We start from the raw sequence: 21,633 nt of genomic DNA, 5'->3' as shown, positions 1-21,633 counted from the left end.
TCCGGGTGGCCGGTGGAAGGCGGGGGAGTGGCGGGTGCGCGTCGTGAACGCGACGTGAAGTCCTGTCCGGCGATGGTCAAGCCTTCGCATTGGTCTTGACCATCTCGGCGGGCAAGCCCTACTGTCACTTACTGCAAAGACCTTTAATAAAGAAGGACGGATAAAGCCCGCCCCTCCCACCTGCCGGAACGTCGGGCGTGGGGCAGGCCCGGCAGCCTTCAGGGCGGAGGACACGGTGGGTCAGAACCAGCTCGCGGCAGTACCGGAGCCGAAGTACTGGCACCTGCGCACGGTCCTGGTGCGCACCATCGACCAGGAGTTCTCCACCGGTCAGGTGCTGCCGAACGAGCGCGAGCTGGCCGCCCGCTTCGGGGTCGCCAGGGCGACGCTGCGTCAGGCGCTCGACCAGCTGGAGCTGGAGGGCCGCCTGGTCCGCCGCCGGGGCATCGGCACCCTGATCGCCGCCCCCCGGGTCGGCGTGCCGGTCAGCCGCCGCGAGGAGGGCTGGCCCGGGGTGAGCCGCAGTCAGGCGTGGCGCGAGGTCGGCTGCGTGAGCGCCCCCGCGACGCCGCAGCTGGCACAGGCGCTCGGCGTCGAGGCCGGCAGCCTGGTGCACACCGTCCGCCGGATCAGGTTGGTCCAGGGTCAGGCGATGGCCACCGAGTCCCTGCACGTGCCGGACGCCGCGCTGCGGGCGCTGCCCCGGGTGGTCGGCCGCTCGGCGCAGACCGAGGCCGACCCGGCCCGTCTGGTGCTCCGTCAGCTGGAGCGCCTGGTGATCGAGGGCGAGTCCCGCTCGGTCGAGCTCGGCGTGGCCGAGGCCGAGGAGGCGAGCCTGCTGGAGCGCCCGCCGGGCACCCCGGTGCTGGTGGTCACCACCCAGTACGCGGGCGCCGGCAAGATCGCGGCCCTCTCGGTCTCCACCTACCGGGCCGACACCTGCAAGCTCACCTTCGGCGAGACCGGCCTGGTCGAGGTCACCCCGGTCCAGGAGCCGCAGCCGGTCGGCGCCGCTTCCTGATCCAGCCCGCCCCCGGCCTGACGGTCGGTCTCCGGACCCGGACGCCCCGGTCCGCTCCTGCGAGCGGGTCGGGGCGTCCCATGCGTGGAGGGGGCCGGCCGGTGGGTGCGGGGCGTCACGGGGGAGCCTCTGACGTGCCGTTCAGGATCGGAGCGATCTGCCTGGCCACGGCAGCGGCGTCGACGGGTCGGCTGGTGTCGACGGTGAGCACGGGGCCGCCCGGTCGGAGGGGACCGGGATAGCCGGCGCGGATCGCGGCCACGCGTCGGGCCACCTGCTCAGGGCTGAGCTGCGGGTCGAGGTGACCGGGGTGCCGGATGCGTTCCCGGAAGCGTTCGGAGGCGAGCGCGGCGTCGCAGTCGCAGTGGACCTCGATCAGCAGGCCGCCGAGGAGCCGGAGCCGGTCGGGGGCGGTGTCGTGATGCCACCAGTTGTCCAGGACGGCTCGCTGCGCGTCCGCCGCAAGGGCGAACAGGATCTCATCGCCGGCTCTGCTCAGCCGGCTCCGCCATGCCTGGTCGCCGACGCCGAGCGAGTCGTAGAGCGACTCCAGGATCACGTCCTTGGTGATGACCGGCAGGCCGAGGTGCTCGGCCAGGCCCCGGGCCAGCGTGGTCTTCCCGCTGCCGGGCAGACCGGAGACGACGACGAACGCGGCAGTTTCCATGAGGCTCAGTATCGCGGGGGAGCCCGCTGCCCGTGGCCGGGCCCACCGGCAACGCCGACGCTCGTACGTGCCAACCTGCGCTCCGGGCAGTGCAGTTACCGTCGGCGGGGAACCGAGGGGTCCAGTTGGAGGCCGCGCGCGCAGTCGAGTCGTTCAGCCGGGGAGCCGAAGCGCGCGCCAGTGGGGAGCACGTTGTCCGGGTGGCCGTCGCGGCCGGCGAGAGAGCGGATCACTGGTGCCCGGGAGGGCCGAGCTCCGGCTCCGGGTCCGCCGCCACGGTGCCGACCGGGCCGGAAGCGCTCCGGGCCGGCAGCGGCCGGGGACCGGGTACGCCGAGCCCCTGGTCCCCGGCGGGCCCCTGATCGGCCGGTGGGCCTCAGCGGGGAGAGTCCACCGCGAAGAGTTGGTCCTCGACGTGGTCGAGGGCCACCCGGAGGGCTCCCATCGCGACGACCTCGGTGCCGAGTGCCGCCAGGGCGACGTCCGGGGCACGCAGGCAGTAGAGCGCGAGCTGCTCGCGCAGTGGCTCCAACACGTCGTCAAGACCGGCCGCCCAGCCGCCGACCACCACGATCTCGGGGTCGAGCGCCAGCACCAGGGCCGCGACGTCGTGCACCAGGCGGCGCAGGAAGCGGTCCATCGCGACCCGGGCCACCTCGTCGCCCTCGCGGGCCAGCCGCAGCACCCGGGCCACCGCCGCCTCGTCCAGCGGATCGAGCGGCTTGCCGGTGGTGGAGAGCAGCCGCTCCGGGGTAGCCTCCTGGCCGAGCAGATGGAGCGCGCCGATCTCACCGGCCGCGCCGCCGAAGCCGCGGTGCAGCCGCCCGTCGATCAGCGAACCGGCACCCGGGCTGAGGCCGGCCATCACGAAGACCAGGTCGCCCTTGCCGACCGCGGCGCCCTGCCAGTGCTCGGCGATGGCGGCCAGGTTGGCGTCGTTCTCGATCATCACCGGGCAGCGGAACGAGCGGCGCAGCCGCGCCCCGAGGTCCAGGCCGGTCCAACCGGGCATCGCGGTGCCGAGTTTGACGTTCCCTTCGCGGTCCACGATGCCGGGGCTGCCGACCGCGACCGCCCAGAGGCTGTCCCGGGAGACCCCGGCCTTGCGGAGCACCTCGGCGACGGTGGTGCGGACCAGGGTGAGCCGCTCCTCCGGGTCGAGGGTCTCCAGGGCGGGTCTGGCGTGGCTGCCGAGCACGGTGCCGGTCAGGTCGGCCAGGATCACCCGGATGTCGTGGACGCCGATCTCGATGCCGAGGATGTGCCCGGCCTCCGCGCGGAAGCGGAACCAGCGGGCGGGGCGGCCACGCTGACGCCCGGTGTCCTGGGAGTGCTCGACCTCGGCGACCAGGCCGGCCTCGATCAGCCCCTCGATCACGCCCTCGACCGTCGGCCGGGAGAGGCCGGTGTCCCCGACCAGCTGGGTCAGGGTGACGGCCTGTCCGTCGCGCAGGGCCCGCAGGGTGACTGCGGCGTTGATCCGACGCAGCAGCGAGGAGTCCCCTCCGGTGAGCCGATCCGCCAAGTCGCTGCCCTTCCGCCGTCTTACGCGCGACAGCACCGGCGCGCGTGAAGGAGTACGCGGGCAGCACCGTCCGGAGCCCCCCACGGGTGTGCCCACCAGGCAGCGCGACACGGGGTACGGCGCCGGAGGGCGTGAGCCGGATGCTACTCGGAGCGATGTCGGCCCGCGAGCATTTCCGCAGCTCATCACCGGTTCGGTATCGAAACGGTACGTAGCGGCCGGGTGGCCCCCGCCGCTCGGCGGGGCTCGCCGTGGCGGTCGGGTACGGACGGGTACGGGTGAGGACGGACGGGACGCCCGTGACGGCGGCGCGGGGCCGGCCTGACGCCGACCGGGCAGGCGAACGGACGGGGTGCGGGTGCGGGTGAGCGGTCGTCAGCCGTCGAGGCGCCAGACCGTGGTGGTCTTCACCCGGCTGTCCTCCAGGTCGGCCGCCGTCGGCACCTGGTAGACCGCCACCTCCGTGAAGACGTCGCGCGGCAGGTAGGCCCGGCCCGGGTCGCCGACCAGCACCAGCGCGCCGCGCGCCTGAGCCCGGGTCAGGAACGGCAGCACCCGCTCGGCCATCGCCCGCTCGTAGAACACGTCACCGGCCAGCACCACCTCGGCCGGGCCGCCGTCCCCGCCCAGCAGGTCGGCGAGCACCGCCTCCAGCCCGACGCCGTTGGCCGCCGCGTTCAGCTCGATCGCGGCCACCGCGTAGGCGTCGATCTCCGCCGCCGTCACCTCCGCCGCCCCGCTCAGCGCCGCCGCCACCGCGACCAGCCCGGAGCCGGCCGCCAGGTCCAGCACCCGCCGCCCCGCCACCGCCTCCGGGTGGTCCAGCACGTACCGGGCCACCGCCTGGCCCCCCGCCCACGCGAACCCCCAGAACGGCGGCGGCAGGTCGGCCTGGCCCTTGGCCTCCTCGGTGTGCTCCCAGAGTGCGATGGCCGAGGCCGCCTGGTGCAGCCGCACCTCCGGCACGAACGGCACGGGGGCCAGTCCGGTCTGCGCCCGCACGAACTCCTGCAGTGCCTGTCCGTCCACCGTGGCCACACCCATGCTCCGCGCCTCCCTCTCACCGGTGCCCGGGACCGTCCGCCGGGGCCGCCGCCCCGGCGGCCACCCGTGTCACGGGCCCGGCGCCGGGTGCCCCAGACCCTACGTCATCTGACACCCCGTCACGCTCCGGTGGCACACCTGCCACACGGCCGTCACGCGGTCGTCATCCGCCCGCCGGGCCACTGCACCGGGGGTCACCCGGCCCGGTCCGTCCCGCAGGGCGGAATTCCCTCGTCCGGGTGGGCGCGCACTGGTAGACATCCCGGACATGAGCGACCTACAGCTGCGCCACGCCATCCCCGACGAGATCCCCACCCTGCTCGCCTTCTGGGCCCGGGCCGCCGAGGGCACCAGCATCACCGACGACCCCGAGGGGCTCGGCCGCCTGCTCGACCGCGACCCCGAGGCGCTGATCGTCGCCGAGCGGGACGGGGAGGTGGTCGGCACCGTGATCGCCGGGTACGACGGCTGGCGCTGCCACCTCTACCGGCTCGCGGTCGATCCGGAGCAGCGGCGCCAGGGCATCGCCGCCGCCCTGCTGGCCGCCGTGGAGGAGCGCTTCGCGGCGCTCGGCGGTCGCCGGGCGGATGCGATGGTGCTCGACCACAACGAGCTGGGGCAGCACGCCTGGCGGGCGGCCGGCTACCGGCCGGAGACCGCCTGGACCCGGTGGGTGAAGCCGCTCGGCTGACGGTCCAGCGGTCCCGGACCGGTCCCGGAGCGGGCGGTACTGGGCGGTACCGGGCGGTGCTGGGCGGCGCGCCCCGGCGTGCGCTCCCACAGGCGGCGCAGCGTGACTGGTGGGAGTCGTCGGGATACGTACGGTGAGAGGCAGGAGTCAGTCGACCACCACAGGAGTTCCGAGACATGCGTCGTATAGCCACCTTCGCCGGTGCCACCGTCCTGCTCGCGGTCAGCGCGCTGCCGCTCGCCGGGGCGGCCCAGGCCCAGGACGTCGACCTGGACTGCAAGGACTTCAGTACCCAGCAGGAGGCCCAGGCCGAGTTCGACCGACGGGCCGGTGATCCGAACCGGCTCGACGCCGACAAGGACTTCAAGGCCTGCGAGGCGCTGCCGAGCGGGCCCGCCGTCGCCGTCCCGGCCGGGACGCCGCCCCCGGTGACCACCCCCTCGGCCGCGCCCTCGACCGGCCCGGTGGCTCCTGCGGTCCCGGAGCCGACGGCGCCCGCGCCCCGGCCGCACGGCGCGGTCCGGGCGGGTAGCGGACCGGGGGAGGGCGGCGGCTCCACCGTGCTGACCCTCTCGCTCGGGGCCGCCTCCGCGCTGGCGGCCGGCGGGGCGTTCGCGCTCCGCCGCAGTCAGACCCGGCGGCAGCACTGACCTTCCGTCAACCCCGGCCGGTGCGGTAATCAGTCGCCGCACCGGCCGGTACGGAGCACAGGGAGGAGACCCCGATGGCCACGGCCGTGGGACAGGGCCGCCGGGCCGCACGGCGGGCCGTGCGGCGGCGCAGGATGCCCGGGCTGCTGGCCCTGGCCTCCGCGCTGTTGGCGCTCGGCGCCTGGGGGGTCGGCCTGGGCACCACGGCCGCCCTGCCGACCGCCCCCGAACTGCCGGACGCCCCGCCGGTGCCGGTGGTGGTACCGGCCGGACACGTGCCGGTGCACGGGATGGCCAGGTCGGCGCCGAAGCGGCTGCGCATCCCGGCGCTGGACGTGGACGTCCCGCTGGTCGAGTTGGCACTCGGGGCGGACGGCGCACTCCAGCCGCCCGAGTCGGACGACACCGCGCTGGCCGGCTGGTACGCGGCCGGGACCAGCCCGGGGGAGACCGGCACCGCCCTGCTGGCCGGCCACGTCGACACCGGACGCGGCCCCGCCGCCCTCTTCCGCCTGGCCACCCTGACGGCCGGTCAGTCCGTACTGGTGGACCGCGCCGACGGCGCCACCGCCCGCTTCGTGGTCGACACCGTCGCCAACCACCCCCGCGACGCCTTTCCCAGCGACCGGGTCTACGCCCCGGCGGCCCGCCCCGAACTCCGCGTCATCACCTGCGGTGGCCGGTACGACCGGGCGCACGGCGGCTACCAGGACAACACGGTGGTCTACGCGCACCTGGAGCAGCCCTGACGGGTGGTCAGGTCCGGTCCGAGTGGCGTGTACGCCTTGGCTGCCTGTCCCGAGTTCGGCGTCATTGTCTGCGGTGGCTGGTGCGGCCGGGTGCGCAGCGGGCTGCCAGGACAATGCGACGCGCGTTTGGTGCAGCCCCGAGGGGCGGTCAGGCCCGGCCCGGGTGGCGTGTACGCCTTGGTGGCTCGCCCCGAGTTCGGTGTCATCGCTTGCGGTGGCCCGTGCGACCAGGTGCGCAGCGGGCTGCCAGGACGACGCGACGCGCGCTTGGAGCAGCCCTGACGGGTGGTCAGGCCCGGCCCGGGCGGCGGCCATGGACGGTCCGAGCGGCGGAGCTGCCCGGGTCGATGGCCGACCGCCCCGCGCAGGATGCCGGGACCGCCCCGCCCGCCTCGGAGGTCAGGCCCGGCCGGGAGCAGGTCAACCCGTGTAGTCGGCGGTCAGTCGGACCTCGCCGAAGCGCGGGAAGGTGCGGCCGACCGCGAACTCGTGCTCGTCGGCGGCGAAGCCGGACATCGCGTCGGCGACGAACTCCACCTCGTACCCGAGGTCGCTCGCCGCCCGCGCGGTCGACTCCACCCCCATGGTGGTCACCAGGCCGCCCAACACCACGGTGTCCACGCCGAGTTCGCGCAGCCGCCGGTCCAGCCCGGTGCCCTGGAACGCCCCCACGGTCTGCTTCACCACCGTCACGTCCCCGGGCTCCACCAGCCCGTCCGCGAAGCCGCTCCCCGGCGGCTGCTCCGCCACCCCCGGCCGGTCCACCCGCACCAGCACCACCGGCCGCCCCTGGGCGCGGAACGCCGCCGCCAGCCCCCGGCAGCGGGCCAGCACCTCCTCGCCGTCGTGGGGCGCGAGCGGAAGGGCGATGATCCGGGGCATCAGGTCGATCAGGACCAGGGCGGAGTTCATGACGGCGAGCATAGAGGGGCGGAGCCACCGGAAAACCCGTGGAGGGGGTCCGCTGCCCGCCCTAGGATCCCGGACATGCCGCCCGCGAAGACCAGTTACGTCTGCCTGCCCTGCCGTGCCTCGTACAAGCAGCCGTTCGGCGAACGTGCCCGGGAGCGCGCCTGCCCGCGCTGCGCCGAGCCGCTGATCCACGTCGGGTCGGCCTTCGCCGCTCCCCGCCGCCGCGACGTGGCCGGCTGGCGGACCCTCTCGGTGCTGCTGCACGCGGGCATCCGCTTCCACAAGTCCTGCTGCTCTGGCCCGGGTTACCGGCCCCGGACCCTGCCCGAGGTCCGCGAACGCCTGGTCCACGCCCGTCGCACCGGCCGTCCGGCGGCCGAGGTGCTGGTGCAGCCCGAGTTCTGACGGGGTGTCCGGCAGGTCCTCCGGTGCCGCCCACCGGACCGATCACGTGCACGGGGCGGCCCGGCGGGCGCCGTCGGCGACGATCTCCAGCAGGATTCGGGCGGTGTCCGGCCCGTGGGCCGAGCCGTCACGGGTGCAGGGGCTGGCGACGCCACGCCGGAGCGGCCGTGGGGGGCCCCCCCCCCCCGGGGGGGGCCCCCCCCCCCCCGCGCCCCCCCCCGCCCCCCCCGCGCCCCCCCCGGGCGGGGGGGGGGGGGGGGGGGGGGGGGGGGGGCCCCCGCCGGGGGGGGGGGGCGCCGGCGCCGCCCGGGGCCGGCCCCCCCCCCCCCCCCCGCTCCGCGTTCAGCGCACGGTCAGCACTGGGGCCGCTTGCCGTGGTTGGCCCCGTGCTTGCGGCGGGCCTTCTTCTTGCGGCGTCGCTTCGATGACATGGTGTCCGCTCCTCTCGCTGCGTCCTGCCCGGTCTCCGTTCAACCTCGCACGGGTCGGTGCGAGGGGCGAGGCGGTACCGCCGGCCGGGTGAGCGGAGGGGGATCGACCGGTTCCGGCCACGGAGTGAGGGGAACGGGGGGAGGAGGGTGGGTGGTGTGGCACGGGTGTGCGAACGGCGGGGGTGCCGGGTCGGACGGGACGGTGGATGACCGGTGGGGCGGTGTGCGGAAAGGCCGACGGGCGACCGTCCGGGGCATGCCAGAGGTCTAGGCCAGCAGGGTTGCTGCTCCTAGGGTGTGACGCACCGTCAGCCGGGCCCGGGTGTCGACGGAGTCCCGTCCACCGCCACCACCCAGGGGGTACCCGCATGTCCGTGCGCCTGTCGTTCCGCGCGCTCAGATCCGCGCTGCTCGCGCTCGCCCTGCCGGCCGCACTCGTCACCGCCACGCTGCCCGCCGCCGCCCCGGCGCAGGCCGCCGTGCCGGACCGCTACGGTTTCGCCTTCCTCGACAACCCCACCCCGCCGCCGGCCTACGTGCCGGACACCACCCGGCAGTGGGGCAGCTGGCCCACCCCGTCGTCCAACCCCGTCAAGGTCGACCAGGTCGGCACCGGCCAGTACGTGGTGCACTTCCCGCTGATCGCCGGTCCGGGCGGCATCGCGCACGCCACCGCCGTCGGCCGCACCGGCTACTGGTGCCAGGTCAAGGGCTGGTCCACGGCGGGCACGGGGCAGGACGTCGCGGTCAACTGCTACAAGCCCGGCGGCGCCCTGGTGAACTCGCTGTTCACCGTGCTCTACACCACCAGCAGCGGCGTCCCCGCCCCGGCGGGCGGCAGCTACGGCTACACCTACTCCTCGCCGGTCGGCGCGGTGCTCGGCCAGTACAACTCCTCCGGCGGCACCAACACCGTGAGCCACGGCTCCACCGGCATCTGGAAGGCCTGGCTGCCCGGCCTCGGCGCGGCCACCCAGGCCGGCAACTTCCAGGTGACGGCGGTGGACGCGGCCCAGGGCGCCCGCTGCAAGGTGGCCGACTGGTACCCGGCCGCCACCGGGCAGACCGCGATCGTCGCCTGCTTCAACGCGGCCAACGCCCCGTACGACACCCGCTGGACGCTGAGCTACTCGGTCAAGCGCGCCGTGCACGGGCCGGCCTTCCCGCCCAAGTACTTCGGGCACCTCTGGTTCAACGGCGGCGTCCCGGCGGCGACCAACTTCAACTCCGTCGGCGCGGCCAACACCCTGGCCGGCTCGGTCCCGTACTCGGTGACCATGCCCTCGGTGGCCGTCGTCCCGGACACCTCGCACACCACCGCCTACGGCGCCGGGCCGAACTACTGCGGCGAGGCCATGCCGTGGAACCGCAGCGGCAGCACCGTCACGCTCTACCCGATCTGCTTCAACGGCAGCGGCAGCCCGGTCACCGGGTCGTTCTTCACCGCCTACACCTCGGCGTTCTGACCGGGTCGTAGCACCACCGAGCCCGGCCCGTGCGTACGGGCCGGGCTCGGTCACGCGTCACGGGGTGTGGAAGAGCACCTCCGGGGCGTCGGCCGAGGGCCCGTTCAGGACCGGCTGCGGGCGGCCCTTGAGATGCAGGTCGAGGAAGGCGCCGACGTAGCGGCGGGTCAGCTCCACCGAGCGCGCGCCGGGGAGCGGGTGCTCCGGGTCCGGGAAGCCGAGCTGGTCGCCGAGCGCCGGGTAGTCGCTGAACGCGAAGTGGCCCGCGCCGGTGAAGGAGATCCACCGCTTCCAGCCGCCGAACCGGCTCCAGGCCTGCTCCCAGCTGGGCTCGTGGCCCGGCGTGGTCTCCGCCGCGCCGAGCAGCAGGAACGGCCGGTCGCCGATCTCGTTGGGGGCCCAGAAGGTGCCGTCCATGTTGACCCCCGCCTTGATCCGGGGGTCGGCCGCCATCGCGACGGCGGACGAGGCGCCGCCGATCGAGTGGCCGGCCATCGCGATCCGGTTCCGGTCGATCATCCCGGCGTTCCGCCAGACCGGGTGACGGCCGGTCAGGCGGTCGAGCAGGAAGGAGACGTCCTTGGCCCGGCCGTCGCCGACCTTGTCGTAGCCCACCACCGGGGCGGCGTCGCAGGCCAGGCACGTGGGCAGCCGGCCGCCGGGGAACGAGGTGCCCGCGCTCTCGTAGGCGTGGTCCACCAGGGCGACCAGGTAGCCGCGCGAGGTGAGGTCCTCGGCGAGTGAGCTCAGGGTGGCTCGGTGCACGCCGAAGCCCGGCGAGAGCACCACCAGCGGGTACCGGCCGTCGAGCGGCCGGGCGTCGGTGCGGGCCGTGGTCCGGGTGCCGGCGACCACGGCGTCGATGCCGTCCGGGAGGTCCTGGCCGCCGAGCAGGCGGCGGGCCTCCTCGGTCTTCATGTACGGCGCGGGCCGCCCGGTGCCCTTCCGGGCCGGGTAGTACATGGTCACCATCAGCTCGCGCGGCCCGGATTTCGCCCAGTGGTCCACCCGGCTGCGGTCCACCAGGTGCAGTACGTCCTGGCCGATGCCCAACGGGCCGGTCGGGCGGGGGAGTTCGAGCTGCGCCCGGGAGGGCTTGGTGGCGGAGGCGGCGGTCGCGGGGGCAGCCGAGGCGGCGGCGGCCAGCGGCAGCGGGAGGGCCAGGGCGAGCAGCAGGGTGGTGGCGGCGGCGAGGCGTCGGTTCATGCCTCCGAACCTATGCGCGCCGCCCTGACGGATCGTCAGCTCGCCGGAGGAGCAGGCTCCTCCGGGCGGAGGACGATCCGCCTCCACCCACGGTCTGACGGCACGGGCGTCAGGTCATTCGCCGGTACCGTCCCGCGGTGCGGAACGGTGTCCCGAACGCTCCGTCAGCCGCCCCACCCACCCCGGACGGCGGGAGCCTCAGGCGTGCTCGGCGGCGAACTCCCCGGCGTCCCAGGCGCCGCCGAGTGCGGGGGCGAGAGCGGCCTCCGCGAGGGCGGCGAAGGCGTCGGAGTCCGGGGCGCCGTGCGGGAGGGCGCCGAGCAGGGGGGCGCCCGCAGCGGTGGGGAGGTCGGCGAGGTTGCAGCGGGTGGCCAGGTCGGGGGTGGCGGGCCAGCTGCCGATCACCACGCCGAGGGTGCTCAGGCCCCGGGTGCGCAGGGCCTCGGCGGTCAGGGTGGTGGTGTTGAGGGTGCCCAGGCCGGCGGCGGCGACCAGCAGCACCCGGACCTCCAGGCCGAGTGCGGCGGTCGCGGTCGCCATGTCGGCCAGTGTCTCCCCGGCCTGGTTGTAGCGGACCAGCAGGCCGCCCGCGCCCTCGACCAGGACCAGGTCGTGGTCGGCGGCCAGTGCGGCGACGGCCTCGGCGGTGGCGGCGGCGGTGAGGGGCGGCAGGCCGGAGCGGCGGGCGGCCGTCTCGGGGGCCAGCGGCTCGGGGTAGCGGGCGAGTTCGCGCAGGGTCACGTGCGGGCCGGCCAGCCGGCCGACCTCCTCCGCGTCGCCGGGCTCGCCGGGGGCGATGCCGGTCTGACCGGGCTTCAGCACCGCGACCGAGGGGGCCAGGGCGGCGACGGCGGCGGTCACGGCGGTCTTGCCGACCTCGGTGCCGGTGCCGGTGACGAACAGGACGGTGCCGGGGCGGGTCTGACGGGTGGTCACGGGAGCCTCACGGGGGGTGGGAGCGGTTGCGGGGATCGGGTCTGACGGGTGGCCACGGTGACGGCACCGGACGGTCGGTGGGCGGTGGTGGGAGCGCCGGGACCCCTCGGGCAAGCGGGAGGGACTCCCCGCCGGTGCTGCCGGATGCCGACGCTCCGAACGGACCTTTGCCGGCTCCCGGCCGGAGGACGGTGGCGGCTCGGCCTCCGGCCGGGGTCACCGGTCGGGCTCGGCCTCGCCGTACTCGGCCGGGCCATGGCCGCCGCCCGACCTCCGGGGCCTCCGGCACCGGCTCGGGGAGCACGGTCCGTCCGCTGCTCGGCGTCGCCTCCGTCGGCCGGTGGTGACCCGGCGAGCAGGCCGGTCGTTCGGTGGGACCGCGGGGCCCCGGGGCCACCCTCCGTCGGCGGACGGCGCTGCCCGGCCGGGGTCAGCCGGCGTTGGCGGCGGCGGTCACGGCGGTGGTGATCCGGGCCAGGTCGGCGTCGGAGGTGACGTACGGCGGCATGGTGTAGACGAGGTCGCGGAACGGCCGCAGCCAGACGCCCTCGCGGGCGGCGGCCTCGGTGGCGGCCCGCATGTCGACCGGGTGGTCGAGCTGGACCACGCCGATCGCGCCGAGCACCCGGACGTCCCGGACGCCGGGGACGGCGGCGGCCCCGGCCAGGCCCTCCCGCAGGCCGGTCTCCAGGCGCTTGACCTCGGTGCGCCAGTCCTGGGAGAGCAGCAGCCCGATCGAGGCGTTGGCGACGGCGGCGGCCAGCGGGTTGCCCATGAAGGTCGGGCCGTGGGCGAGCACCGGCACCTCGCCCTGGCTGATGCCGTCGGCGATCCGCCCGGTGCACAGGGTGGCAGCCATCGAGAGGTAGCCACCCGTCAGCGCCTTGCCGAGGCAGAGCACGTCGGGGGAGACGCCCGCGTGGTCGGCGGCGAACAGCTCGCCGGTCCGACCGAAGCCGGTGGCGATCTCGTCGAAGACCAGCAGCACGTCGTGGCGGTCGCAGACCTCCCGGAGCGTGCGGAGGTACGCGGGGGAGTGGAAGCGCATGCCGCCCGCCCCCTGCACCACCGGCTCCACGATCACGGCGGCCAGCTCGTCGGCGTGCTCGGCGACCACCCGCTCCAGCTCGTCGGCGTAGTGCTGCTCGAACTCCACCGGCGGCTCCGGGACGAAGAGCTGACGCGGCAGCACCCCGCCCCAGAGCGTGTGCATCCCGCCCTCGGGGTCGCAGACCGACATCGGGTGGAAGGTGTCGCCGTGGTAGCCGCCGCGCCAGGTCAGCAGGCGCTGCTTGGCGGGACGGCCGACGGAGCGCCAGTACTGCAGGCACATCTTCATCGCGACCTCGACCGCGACCGAGCCCGAGTCGGAGAGGAACACGTGCCGCAGCGGCTCGGGCGTGATCTCCACCAGGGTGGCGGCCAGCCGGACGGCGGGCTCGTGGGTCAGCCCGCCGAACATCACGTGGCTCATCCGGCCGAGCTGGTCGGTCACGGCGGCGTCCAGCACCGGGTGCCGGTAGCCGTGCACGGCTGCCCACCAGGAGGACATGCCGTCGATCAGCTCGTGCCGCCCGGCCACCGGCTCGGCCAACCGGAGCCGGACCCCGGAGGCCGACTCCACCACGTAGGGGGTGGTGGTGCCGGGCATCGGGCCGTACGGGTGCCAGACGTGGGCGCGGTCGAGGTCGAGGAGGTTCTGCATGATGAAGGTGCGTCAGTTCCTAGGCGTTGGGCGCCAGTTCGGTGCCGGCGCCGCGACGGCGGACCCGGACCAGGTCGGGCTGGGGCTCGTCGTTGGCGGGCGTGGCGGGCGTGCCGGCCTGGGCCGGGACGGCCGGGGCGTGCCCGCCGCACGGGCCGCAGCCCCCGCCGGTGCCACAACCGTGCGCCGCCTCGGGGCCCGCGTCGGCGCCCGCCTCGGCACCCGAGCCGCAGCCGCCGCCGGACGGGCCGCAGCCGCCGCCGGCCGTGACCTCGGAGCGGTGCCGGGGGAGGGTGGGCTCACCGGCGCCCTCCACCTCGAAGCCCGCGTCGGCGATCATGTCGAGGTCGGCCTGACCGGCTTGGCCCTCACTGGTGAGGTAGTCGCCGAGGAAGATCGAGTTGGCGATGTGCAGGCCGAGCGGCTGCATCGAGCGCAGGTGCACCTCGCGGCCGCCGGCGATCCGGACCTCGACGTCCGGGCAGACGAAGCGGACCATCGCCAGGATGCGCAGGCAGCGCTGCGGGGTGAGGTTCCACTCCTTGGCCAGCGGGGTGCCCTCGAACGGGATCAGGAAGTTGACCGGCACCGAGTCCGAGCCGATCTCGCGCAGTGCGAAGACCACGTCCACCAGGTCCGCGTCGCTCTCGCCCATCCCGGCGATCAGACCGGAGCAGGCGGAGAGGCCGGCACCGTGCGCCTTGGCGACGGTGTCCACCCGGTCCGCGTAGGTGTGGGTGGTGGTGATGTCCCCGTAGGTGGCCTCGGAGGTGTTGAGGTTGTGGTTGTAGGCGTCGGCCCCGGCGGCCTTCAGGCGCTCGGCCTGGTTGTCGGAGAGCAGGCCCAGGCAGGCGCAGACCTCGACGGCCTCGTTGGCGTCCTTGATGGCGGCGATGGTGCTGGCCACCCGGTCGATGTCACGGTCCGTCGGACCGCGCCCGCTGGCCACCAGACAGACCCGCTTGGCGCCGCCGGCCAGTCCGGCGGCGGCGGCCTCGGCCGCCTGCTCGGGCTTGAGCCAGGTGTACTTGAGGATCTCCGCCTTCGAGCCGAGCCGCTGGGAGCAGTAGTTGCAGTCCTCCGGGCAGAGGCCGCTCTTCAGGTTCACCAGGTAGTTGAGCTTGACCCGGCGGCCGAACCACTGACGGCGGACCCGGCCGGCCGCGGCCACGACGTCGAGCAACTCGTCGTCCGTGGTGGCGAGTACGGCCATCGCCTCCTCCCGGGTGGGGAGTTCCCGGCGCAGGCCCTTGGCGGTGAGGGTGTCGAGCAGATCCATGGCCTTGATCCTGCCCGGGTGACCTCGCGTCGCGCCAGAGGGAACCCACCAAGAACAGGGCCCCGGGGGTGTGCGAGTTGTCACAGTTCCGCCACCGGCCGGTCGGCCTCCGGTCGGGCTCCGGTCACGGGCGGCGGCCCGGTGGGCCGGGGGTGCCCCGATGGTGGAGGCGATCCGATCATCCGCTTAGAATCTCCGCCATGACCAAGCAGGGGGAGCGCCCGAGCCGCCGCTACCGTGGCCGCAGCCGTCGCCGGATCATCGCCCTGTGCACGGTCGGCGGGGTGGCCATCGCGGTCGGTGTGGTGGTGGCCGAGTCGGGGGACTGGCTGCCGGGAGCGGGCCGGACCACCAAGGAGGCGCTGAGCTCGGTGCCGGCCGACGCCGCGCCGCCGACCCAGCCGCTGACGGAGGAGCAGTTCTTCACCGTCGAGCGCTACTTCCCGGCCAAGCAGGTGATCGACAACGGCGGCTACAAGGCCAGGCGCACCGCCGCCCGGCAGGGCCCGGCCTGTGCCGAGGCGCTGGCCGACAAGGCCCGGGACGTGCTCAAGGACACCAACTGCCTCTCCTACGTCTCGGTCAGCTTCACCCAGGACGGCAACCAGGTGGTCAGCAGCGTCACGGTGCTGCGCTTCGCGGACGACGCGGCGGCCGAGCAGGCGGAGAAGGCGCTGGTGCCGAACGCCGAGGCGATCGCCTTCCTGCCGCCGGACCCGGGCGCGCTGCCGACGCCCTCCGGCACCCCGCAGCCGGCCGGTGGCCGTCAGCAGACCAGCACCCAGGTGGACGCGGTCGGCCACTACCTGACCGTCACCACCTCGCGGTTCACCGACCCGGCGGCGGCGGGCCCGGCGGGCGCCCTGGACGACGCCACCCGGGCCGTGGGGTACACGGCCCGGGCGCCCTTCATCTGGCTCTGAGCCCGCCCCGCCCGGGGAGGGTGCTCAGCGGCCGGTGGTGAGGCCGGCGCCGTAGCGGAACAGCGGGTCGTACCCGGCGTCGCCGGCGTTCAGCGGCTCCTGGGCCTCGGCGCGCGGCCAGCTGACCGGCAGCTTCCCCGAGAAGCGACGCGCGCCGAACAGCACGTCGGCCACCCCGCCGCCCTCGCTGCCGGGCAGCCAGGACATCACGAAGGCGTCCATCAGCGGCAGTTGACCGGTGACGATCTGCGGGCGCCCGGCCACGTCCAGCACCACACAGGTGGGCACGGCGGCGCAGACCTTCTCGACGGTGGCCCGGTCGGCGGCGGAGAGCTCCAGGGTGTGCCCGTTGTTGCCGACGTCGCCCACGCCCTCGGCGTACGGGGTCTCGCCGACCACCACGATGCCGACCCGTGCGCCGCCGACCGGCGCGGAGGCGTCCGCGCTGTAGACGGCGCCGGGGGCGTACTCCCGGATGCCCTCCAGGATCGTGGTGGCCGGGATGGTGGCGCCGGACGCGCCCTGCCAGGTGACGGTCCATCCGCCGGCCTGGTTGCCCGGGTCGTCCGCGTTCACGCCCGCCACGTAGATGGCGTCGGTACGCTTCAGCGGCAGTGCGTGGTGCTCGTTCTTCAGCAGCACCTGGGACTTGGCGACGGCCTCCCGGGCCACCGCCCGGTGCTCGGCCGAGCCGATCGTCGACTGGTACCGCCGGTCGGTGAACGGGTGCTCGAACAGGCCGAGTTCGAACTTCGCGCGGAGGATGCGGCGGACCGCGTCGTCGATCCGGGACCGTGCCACCCGGCCCTCGGTCACCTCGGTGAGCAGCGCCTGCTCGAACTGCTCGGCGCTGTACGGCACCATGAACATGTCCATCCCGGCGTTGACCGAGGCGCGCACCTGGGCCGGGTAGTCGCCCGGCAGTTGGCTGATCGCGTCCCAGTCGCTGATCAGGAAGCCGTCGAAGCCGGTCTTCTGCTTCAGCACCTCGGTGAGCAGCTCGTGGTGGGCGCTCATCTTCACCGGATTGCCGACGCCGTCCTCGGTCCAGTCCACGCTGGAGAAGGAGGGCATGATCGAGCCGACCCGGTACTGCTGCACCGCCGTGACGTAGGGCGCGAGGTCGATCCGGCGGAACCGCTCGCGGGAGGTGACGGTGACGCCCTGGTCCAGCCGGTAGCTGCCGGCCGAGGAGCCGTAGGCGGTGGAGCCGTCGCCGGCGTAGTGCTTGACGGTGGCCAGCACCCGGTCCGGGCGGTCGAGCCCGGAGCCCCGGCGGCCCTGGAAGCCGTCGATCTGGGTCTCCATCGAGGTGACCAGCTCGGGCGTCTCGCCGAAGCTCTCGTAGGTGCGGCCCCAGCGGTCGTCCCGGGCCACGCAGACGCAGGGCGCGAAGACCCACTGCGGGCCGGTGGCCCGGGTCTCGATCGCGGTGATGTGGGCGGCCTCGCGGGCGAGTTCGGGATCGCGGGTGGCGCCGAGGGCGATGTTGTGCGGGAAGACGGTGGCGCCCACCAGGTTCCCGTGGCCGTGCACCGAGTCCACCCCGTAGAGCAGCGGGATGCCCAGCCGGGTGGCCAGCGCCCGGCGTTGGTAGCCGTCCACCATGTCGGCCCAGGCGGCGGGGGTGTTGGCGGCGGGGGTGGAGCCGCCGCCGGAGAGCAGTGAGCCGAGCGCCAGGGTGGTGATCTTCGCCGGGTCGCCGTCCACGGCGTTGCGCTCGGCCTGGGTCATCTGGCCGACCTTCTCGGCCAGGGTCATCCGGGCCAGCAGGTCCTCGACCCGGCGTTCGACCGGCTTGCGGGGGTTGCGGTAGTCGGCCGTGGCCGCCGCCGTCGACGGGGCGACGGGCAGGGCGGTGAGGGCGACGGTGACGGCGGCGAGCAGGGCTCCGCCGAGCAGGGGGCGCCGGTGCATGCGGATGTCTCTCCAGTCCTGGGTGGGGTGCCGGAGGTGCGATGTCAGGAGCATGTAAGCAGAGGCGTGAAAGCGTTGGTAAGGGTCCGGGGCGCTGTTTTTTCAAGCCTTGAACACAGGCGTGAAGTAACGCCTGGTCAGCTGGCGGGCCGTCAGGGGATGGTGGTTGAGAAGTCGAAGGCCGTTCGCCCCGGGGCTACCCGCCGCCGGTCCGGCAGTGTTTGAATGTCCGCGACCAAACCACCTCGGCCCCCACGGACGGTCCCGTGAACGCGCGCACGACTCCCCTCTCCCACCGGCTCCTCCGCCCGCTGCGCACCGCCGCCCTGCTCGCGGTGCTCGCCTCCCTCGCGGTCTTCTTCGCCGGCGTCCGGCCCGCGCAGGCCGCCCCCGCCTGCGGGGTGCTCTCCTCCGGCGCGGCCACCCAGGCCGTCGCCGCCGTGAACGCCGCCTGCGGCCAGATCGGCACCCCGTACTCGTGGGGCGGCGGCCACGGCAGTCAGCCCGGCGCCAGCTACGGCATCTGCGACCCGGCCAACGGCGCCCCGGACGACTGTCACGTCCGCGGCTTCGACTGCTCCGGCCTGGTGCGCTACGCCTACTACCTCGCGGTCGGCGCGGACGTCATCAACGGCACCACCTACACCCAGTGGCCCACCTCCCGCGCGGTGGCCCGCTACTACCGCTCCGACGGCACCGCCCCGCTGCTCCCCGGTGACCTGGTCTTCTTCGGTGGCTCGGCCTCCACCGTGCACCACGTCGCGCTCTACCTCGGCCAGGGCTGGATCGTGGAGGCACCGTACTCCGGCGGTCACGTCCAGGTGGCCCAACTCGCCTCGCACAGCGACTACTTCGGTGCGGTGCGGCTGTACGGCCCGGGCGGCGGCTCGACCGGGAAGTACTGGGTGGACACCTTCGAGAACGCGTCCGTGTACGCCACCCCGACCGGCACCACCGCCACCGGCACCCTGTACAAGGGCACCAACTACGTCTACTGCAAGGCGTGGGGCCGGCAGATCTCCAACGGCGACGGCTCCGCCTACAACCACTGGTGGCTGCGGACCGATCCGGACGTCGGCCCGGCCGGTCAGTGGGTCTCCGCCTACTACCTGTCCCGCTGGGGCAACGACGTGGCCAAGGACAACAACGGCACCGTCATCCCGGACTGCTGACGGCGCGTCGTGCGGGGCCCGGTCCGTCGCGACGGACCGGGCCCTTCGTCGTCGGCTCCCCGGTGCGGCGGCTCGGTCCGGGCCTGCCGGCTCAGTCCAGGCCCTCCAGCAAGGTGCGGAGCAGGGTGGCGAGCTGCTCGCGGTCGGCGGCGGCGAGCGGGGCGAGCAGGCGCTGCTCGGTGGCGAGGTGGTCGGGGAGGGTCTCGTCGACCAGGGCGAGGCCCGCCTCGGTGAGGGCGACCAGGACCACCCGGCCGTCGGTGGGGCTGGGGGTGCGGCGGATCAGGCCGCGCTCCTGGAGGCGGTCCAGCCGCTGGGTGACGGCGCCCGAGGTGACCATCATGGAGCGCATCAACTCGGCCGGGGTGAGCGGGCGTTCGGGTCCGTTGCGGCGCAGGGTGGCGAGCACGTCGAAGGACGGGGTGTCCAGACCGTGCAGCGCGAAGGTCCGCTTGAGCTCGGCCTCGACCCGGGCGGTGAGCTGCTTGAGCCGCCCGATCACCGCCATCGGCGAGACGTCGAGGTCGGGCCGCTGCGCGGCCCACTGCGCGAGTACCTGGTCCACGTGATCCGTCATGAGGGGAGTCTAGCGATATCTCTTAGCGGTGAGATATGTTTGCTTAGTGCTAAGAGATCGAACCGCAGCTCTCCTGCTCACCGCCCTGGCGCCCGCCGTCTGGGGCTCCACCTACCTGGTCACCACCGAACTCCTGCCGCCCGGACGCCCGCTGCTGGCGGCGGTGCTCCGCGCGTTACCCGCCGGCCTGCTCCTGCTCGCGCTCACCAGGCGCCTCCCGAAGGGCAGTTGGTGGTGGAAGGCGATGGTGCTCGGCGCCCTCAACATCGGCCTCTTCCTGGCCCTGCTGTTCGTCGCGGCCTACCGGCTGCCGGGCGGCGTCGCCGCCACCGTCGGCTCGGTCCAGCCCCTGCTGGTGGCCGGCCTCTCGGCCGCCCTGCTCGGGCAGCGCCTCACCGTCCGGACGGTGCTCGCCGCCGTGGCCGGCGTCGGCGGGGTCGCCCTGCTGGTGCTGCGGGCCGAGGCCCGGTTGGACGCGGTGGGCGTGGCCGCCGCGCTGGGCGGCGCGGCCGTGATGGCCACCGGTGTGGTGCTCAGCAAGCGCTGGGTCTCCCCGGCGCCGCTGCTGGCCACCACCGGATGGCAACTGGTCGCGGGCGGCGTGCTGTTGACGCCGGTCGCGCTGCTGGTCGAGGGCCCGCCGCCCGCCACGCTGACCGCCGGGAACCTGGCCGGCTACGCCTACCTCGGCCTGATCGGCGCAGCGGTGGCCTACGCGCTCTGGTTCCGCGGCATCGCGATGCTCTCGCCGAACGAGGTGACCTTCCTCGGCCTGCTCAGCCCGCTGGTCGCCGCCGCGCTGGGCTGGGCGGTGCTCGGCCAGGGCCTGACCCCGCTCCAACTGCTGGGCGCGACAATCGCCTTGGGGGCCGTGGTCGTGGCCCAGGCCCGCCCCGCACCGCCCGCCGAGGCCCCCGCGCAGCCGCGCGTCCTCGCCGATCGCTGACCACCGATCGCTGACCACCGAGCTCTGACCACCGATCGCCGACCACTGATGGCCGATCGCGGACCACCGACCCCGTCCCGCTCGTTCGGAGGAGTACCCACCATGCGCATCACCGTCTTCGGAGCCGCCGGAGCGGCCGGCCGCCGGATCGTCACCGAGGCCGTCGACCGGGGCCACCACGTCACCGCCGTGGTCCGCTCGCCCGAGCGCTACCCCGACCTGCACCCGGCCGCCGAGCACCGCAGCGGAGACGCTCTCGACCCCGGCCGGATCGCCGAACTGACCGAGGGTCAGGACCTGGTGATCGGCGCCACCCGCCCCGTCCCCGGCCGGGAGCACGAGCACGCCGCCGTCACCCGGGCGCTGCTCGCCGGGGTGGCGAAGACCGGGGCCCGGCTGCTGGTGCTCGGCGGCGCGGGCAGTCTGCTGCTGCCCGGCGGCTCCGGGCTGATGGTGATCGACGGGCCCGACTTCCCGCCCTCCTGGCGGCCGATCGCGCTCGCCTGCAACGAGCAGTTGGCCGTCCTGCGGGAGGACGACACGGTGGACTGGGCCTACCTCAGCCCGGCCGCGGTGCTGGAGCCCGGCGAGCGCACCGGCCGGTACCGGCTCGGCGCCGACGAGCTGATCGTGGACGCCGACGGCGGCTCCGCCATCTCGATGGAGGACGTGGCGGTGGCACTGCTGGACGAGGCCGAGCGGCCCCGCCACCACCGCACCCGTTTCACCGTCGGCTACTGACGGGCCGTCATCGAGCGTCTCCCGGGGGCGGTCTCCGGTGGCCGCCGTACGGAGCGGGGACGGGCGCCGACCGGCCGCCGGGGATCGGACGGGGGTCGACCCCGGGCGGCCGGTCGGCATATCGTCGCAGCCATGACAGTGATCACGAACGACGCCATCCGGGCCCTCCTGGACGCCCCGGTCCCGGCCGTGCTCGCCACGGTCAACCCCGACGGCGGTCCGCAGACCTCGATGGTCTGGGTCGGCCGGGACGGTGAGGACCTGTTGATCTCCTCCACCGCCGGCCTGCGCAAGGTCCGCAATCTGGAGCGCGACCCGCGCGCCAGCCTGATCCTGCACGACCCGTCCGATCCGCTCCGCTACGTCGAGTTCCGGGGCCGGGCCGCCATCTCCGAGGACACCGACCGGGCACTCGCCGTCACCCTCGCCGAGCAGTACGAGGGCCCCGGCGCGGGCGAGGAGTACCTCGAACTCCCGCCCGAGGTCCTGCGGGTGGCGATCCGGATCACCCCGGAGAAGGTGCTCGGCTCGCTCACCAAGATCTGAACGCGGCGGGGGGGCCGCCCCCCCCCCCCGGGCCCGCCCCCCCCCCCCGCCCGCCGCCCCCCCCCCGGGGGGGCCCCCCCCCCCCCCCCCCCCACCGGGGGTAAAAGAGACCGCGGGCGCCCCC

At 74.7% G+C, this 21,633-nt stretch carries 22 protein-coding genes; 11 read left to right on the top strand and 11 right to left on the bottom strand.

From position 1 onward, the window contains the following. Positions 1-235 precede the first annotated feature (235 nt). On the top strand, positions 236-1,021 hold the full coding sequence (locus tag ACIRBX_RS03705) for a GntR family transcriptional regulator (protein WP_402293511.1): 786 nt from the start codon (positions 236-238) through the stop codon (positions 1,019-1,021). A 115-nt stretch (positions 1,022-1,136) separates the two neighbouring features. On the opposite strand, the gene ACIRBX_RS03700 is transcribed toward ACIRBX_RS03705, so the two are convergent. The 3 genes from ACIRBX_RS03700 to ACIRBX_RS03690 all read right to left on the bottom strand — a co-directional run bounded on the left by ACIRBX_RS03700 (position 1,137) and on the right by ACIRBX_RS03690 (position 4,257). Continuing rightward, positions 1,137-1,688, bottom strand: a complete 552-nt coding sequence (locus ACIRBX_RS03700; protein ID WP_402293510.1) for an AAA family ATPase — start codon at positions 1,686-1,688, stop codon at positions 1,137-1,139. 376 nt (positions 1,689-2,064) lie between these two features. Further along, a complete protein-coding gene (locus ACIRBX_RS03695; protein WP_402293509.1) occupies positions 2,065-3,213 on the bottom strand; it encodes an ROK family protein in 1,149 nt (382 codons plus the stop codon). 375 nt (positions 3,214-3,588) lie between these two features. Next, a complete protein-coding gene (locus ACIRBX_RS03690) occupies positions 3,589-4,257 on the bottom strand; it encodes a class I SAM-dependent methyltransferase (RefSeq protein ID WP_402293508.1) in 669 nt (222 codons plus the stop codon). 268 nt (positions 4,258-4,525) lie between these two features. Here ACIRBX_RS03690 and ACIRBX_RS03685 point away from each other — a divergent pair, with 268 nt between their 5' ends. The 3 genes from ACIRBX_RS03685 (at position 4,526) to ACIRBX_RS03675 (ending at position 6,347) form a co-directional block, all read left to right on the top strand. Continuing rightward, positions 4,526-4,948 (top strand): GNAT family N-acetyltransferase, encoded by a 423-nt coding sequence (locus tag ACIRBX_RS03685; RefSeq protein WP_402293507.1) that lies wholly within the window; start codon positions 4,526-4,528, stop codon positions 4,946-4,948. A gap of 176 nt (positions 4,949-5,124) precedes the next feature. Next, positions 5,125-5,598 carry an excalibur calcium-binding protein gene (locus ACIRBX_RS03680; RefSeq protein ID WP_402293506.1) on the top strand — a complete coding sequence of 158 codons (474 nt, stop codon included), beginning with the start codon at positions 5,125-5,127 and terminating at the stop codon, positions 5,596-5,598. Between the two features lie 74 nt (positions 5,599-5,672). Further along, the gene (locus ACIRBX_RS03675; protein WP_402293505.1) at positions 5,673-6,347 is read left to right on the top strand and encodes a class F sortase; all 675 of its coding nucleotides are present in this window, start codon (positions 5,673-5,675) and stop codon (positions 6,345-6,347) included. A 420-nt stretch (positions 6,348-6,767) separates the two neighbouring features. Here ACIRBX_RS03675 and ACIRBX_RS03670 read toward each other — a convergent pair whose 3' ends face one another. Continuing rightward, entirely contained in the window at positions 6,768-7,259 is a 492-nt protein-coding gene (locus tag ACIRBX_RS03670; RefSeq protein ID WP_402293504.1) for an isochorismatase family protein, read from the bottom strand. A 75-nt stretch (positions 7,260-7,334) separates the two neighbouring features. On the opposite strand from ACIRBX_RS03670, the gene ACIRBX_RS03665 reads away from it, so the two are divergent. Continuing rightward, the gene (locus tag ACIRBX_RS03665) at positions 7,335-7,664 is read left to right on the top strand and encodes a deoxyxylulose-5-phosphate synthase (RefSeq protein WP_402293503.1); all 330 of its coding nucleotides are present in this window, start codon (positions 7,335-7,337) and stop codon (positions 7,662-7,664) included. Between the two features lie 353 nt (positions 7,665-8,017). Here the strand turns inward: ACIRBX_RS03665 and ACIRBX_RS03660 are convergent, their stop codons facing one another. Then, positions 8,018-8,095, bottom strand: a complete 78-nt coding sequence (locus ACIRBX_RS03660) for a 50S ribosomal protein bL37 (protein ID WP_380149272.1) — start codon at positions 8,093-8,095, stop codon at positions 8,018-8,020. Positions 8,096-8,463: 368 nt separating this feature from the next. Between ACIRBX_RS03660 and ACIRBX_RS03655 the strand changes: the two genes are divergently transcribed. Beyond that, positions 8,464-9,561: a hypothetical protein gene (locus ACIRBX_RS03655; protein WP_402293502.1), complete on the top strand. Its 1,098-nt coding sequence runs from the start codon at positions 8,464-8,466 to the stop codon at positions 9,559-9,561. Between the two features lie 57 nt (positions 9,562-9,618). Here the strand turns inward: ACIRBX_RS03655 and ACIRBX_RS03650 are convergent, their stop codons facing one another. The 4 genes from ACIRBX_RS03650 to bioB all read right to left on the bottom strand — a co-directional run bounded on the left by ACIRBX_RS03650 (position 9,619) and on the right by bioB (position 14,687). After that, entirely contained in the window at positions 9,619-10,767 is a 1,149-nt protein-coding gene (locus ACIRBX_RS03650) for an alpha/beta hydrolase family protein (protein WP_402293501.1), read from the bottom strand. A gap of 198 nt (positions 10,768-10,965) precedes the next feature. Then, on the bottom strand, positions 10,966-11,703 hold the full coding sequence (gene bioD / locus ACIRBX_RS03645) for a dethiobiotin synthase (protein WP_402293500.1): 738 nt from the start codon (positions 11,701-11,703) through the stop codon (positions 10,966-10,968). Between the two features lie 430 nt (positions 11,704-12,133). After that, complete coding sequence (locus ACIRBX_RS03640; protein WP_402293499.1) at positions 12,134-13,408, bottom strand: adenosylmethionine--8-amino-7-oxononanoate transaminase; 1,275 nt, start codon at positions 13,406-13,408, stop codon at positions 12,134-12,136. Between the two features lie 19 nt (positions 13,409-13,427). Then, a complete protein-coding gene (gene bioB / locus ACIRBX_RS03635; protein ID WP_402293498.1) occupies positions 13,428-14,687 on the bottom strand; it encodes a biotin synthase BioB in 1,260 nt (419 codons plus the stop codon). 200 nt (positions 14,688-14,887) lie between these two features. On the opposite strand from bioB, the gene ACIRBX_RS03630 reads away from it, so the two are divergent. Further along, complete coding sequence (locus ACIRBX_RS03630) at positions 14,888-15,610, top strand: hypothetical protein (RefSeq protein ID WP_402293497.1); 723 nt, start codon at positions 14,888-14,890, stop codon at positions 15,608-15,610. 24 nt (positions 15,611-15,634) lie between these two features. Here the strand turns inward: ACIRBX_RS03630 and ACIRBX_RS03625 are convergent, their stop codons facing one another. Next, a complete protein-coding gene (locus ACIRBX_RS03625; RefSeq protein ID WP_402293496.1) occupies positions 15,635-17,527 on the bottom strand; it encodes a glycoside hydrolase family 3 protein in 1,893 nt (630 codons plus the stop codon). Positions 17,528-17,793: 266 nt separating this feature from the next. On the opposite strand from ACIRBX_RS03625, the gene ACIRBX_RS03620 reads away from it, so the two are divergent. Then, complete coding sequence (locus ACIRBX_RS03620) at positions 17,794-18,699, top strand: C40 family peptidase (RefSeq protein WP_402293495.1); 906 nt, start codon at positions 17,794-17,796, stop codon at positions 18,697-18,699. A 91-nt stretch (positions 18,700-18,790) separates the two neighbouring features. On the opposite strand, the gene ACIRBX_RS03615 is transcribed toward ACIRBX_RS03620, so the two are convergent. Then, on the bottom strand, positions 18,791-19,276 hold the full coding sequence (locus tag ACIRBX_RS03615) for a MarR family winged helix-turn-helix transcriptional regulator (RefSeq protein WP_402293494.1): 486 nt from the start codon (positions 19,274-19,276) through the stop codon (positions 18,791-18,793). Between the two features lie 46 nt (positions 19,277-19,322). On the opposite strand from ACIRBX_RS03615, the gene ACIRBX_RS03610 reads away from it, so the two are divergent. The 3 genes from ACIRBX_RS03610 to ACIRBX_RS03600 all read left to right on the top strand — a co-directional run bounded on the left by ACIRBX_RS03610 (position 19,323) and on the right by ACIRBX_RS03600 (position 21,509). Further along, the gene (locus tag ACIRBX_RS03610; protein ID WP_402293493.1) at positions 19,323-20,222 is read left to right on the top strand and encodes an EamA family transporter; all 900 of its coding nucleotides are present in this window, start codon (positions 19,323-19,325) and stop codon (positions 20,220-20,222) included. A gap of 102 nt (positions 20,223-20,324) precedes the next feature. Further along, complete coding sequence (locus ACIRBX_RS03605) at positions 20,325-20,963, top strand: NAD(P)-dependent oxidoreductase (RefSeq protein WP_402293492.1); 639 nt, start codon at positions 20,325-20,327, stop codon at positions 20,961-20,963. Positions 20,964-21,095: 132 nt separating this feature from the next. Further along, complete coding sequence (locus ACIRBX_RS03600; protein WP_402293491.1) at positions 21,096-21,509, top strand: PPOX class F420-dependent oxidoreductase; 414 nt, start codon at positions 21,096-21,098, stop codon at positions 21,507-21,509. Positions 21,510-21,633: the final 124 nt, after the last annotated feature.

The organism is Kitasatospora sp. NPDC096147, assembly GCF_044763225.1.
In the GTDB taxonomy this organism is placed as follows: Bacteria; Actinomycetota; Actinomycetes; order Streptomycetales; family Streptomycetaceae; genus Kitasatospora.
The sequence above is the reverse complement of the archived record's forward strand: the minus strand, read 5'-3'. Positions and strand labels throughout refer to the sequence as shown.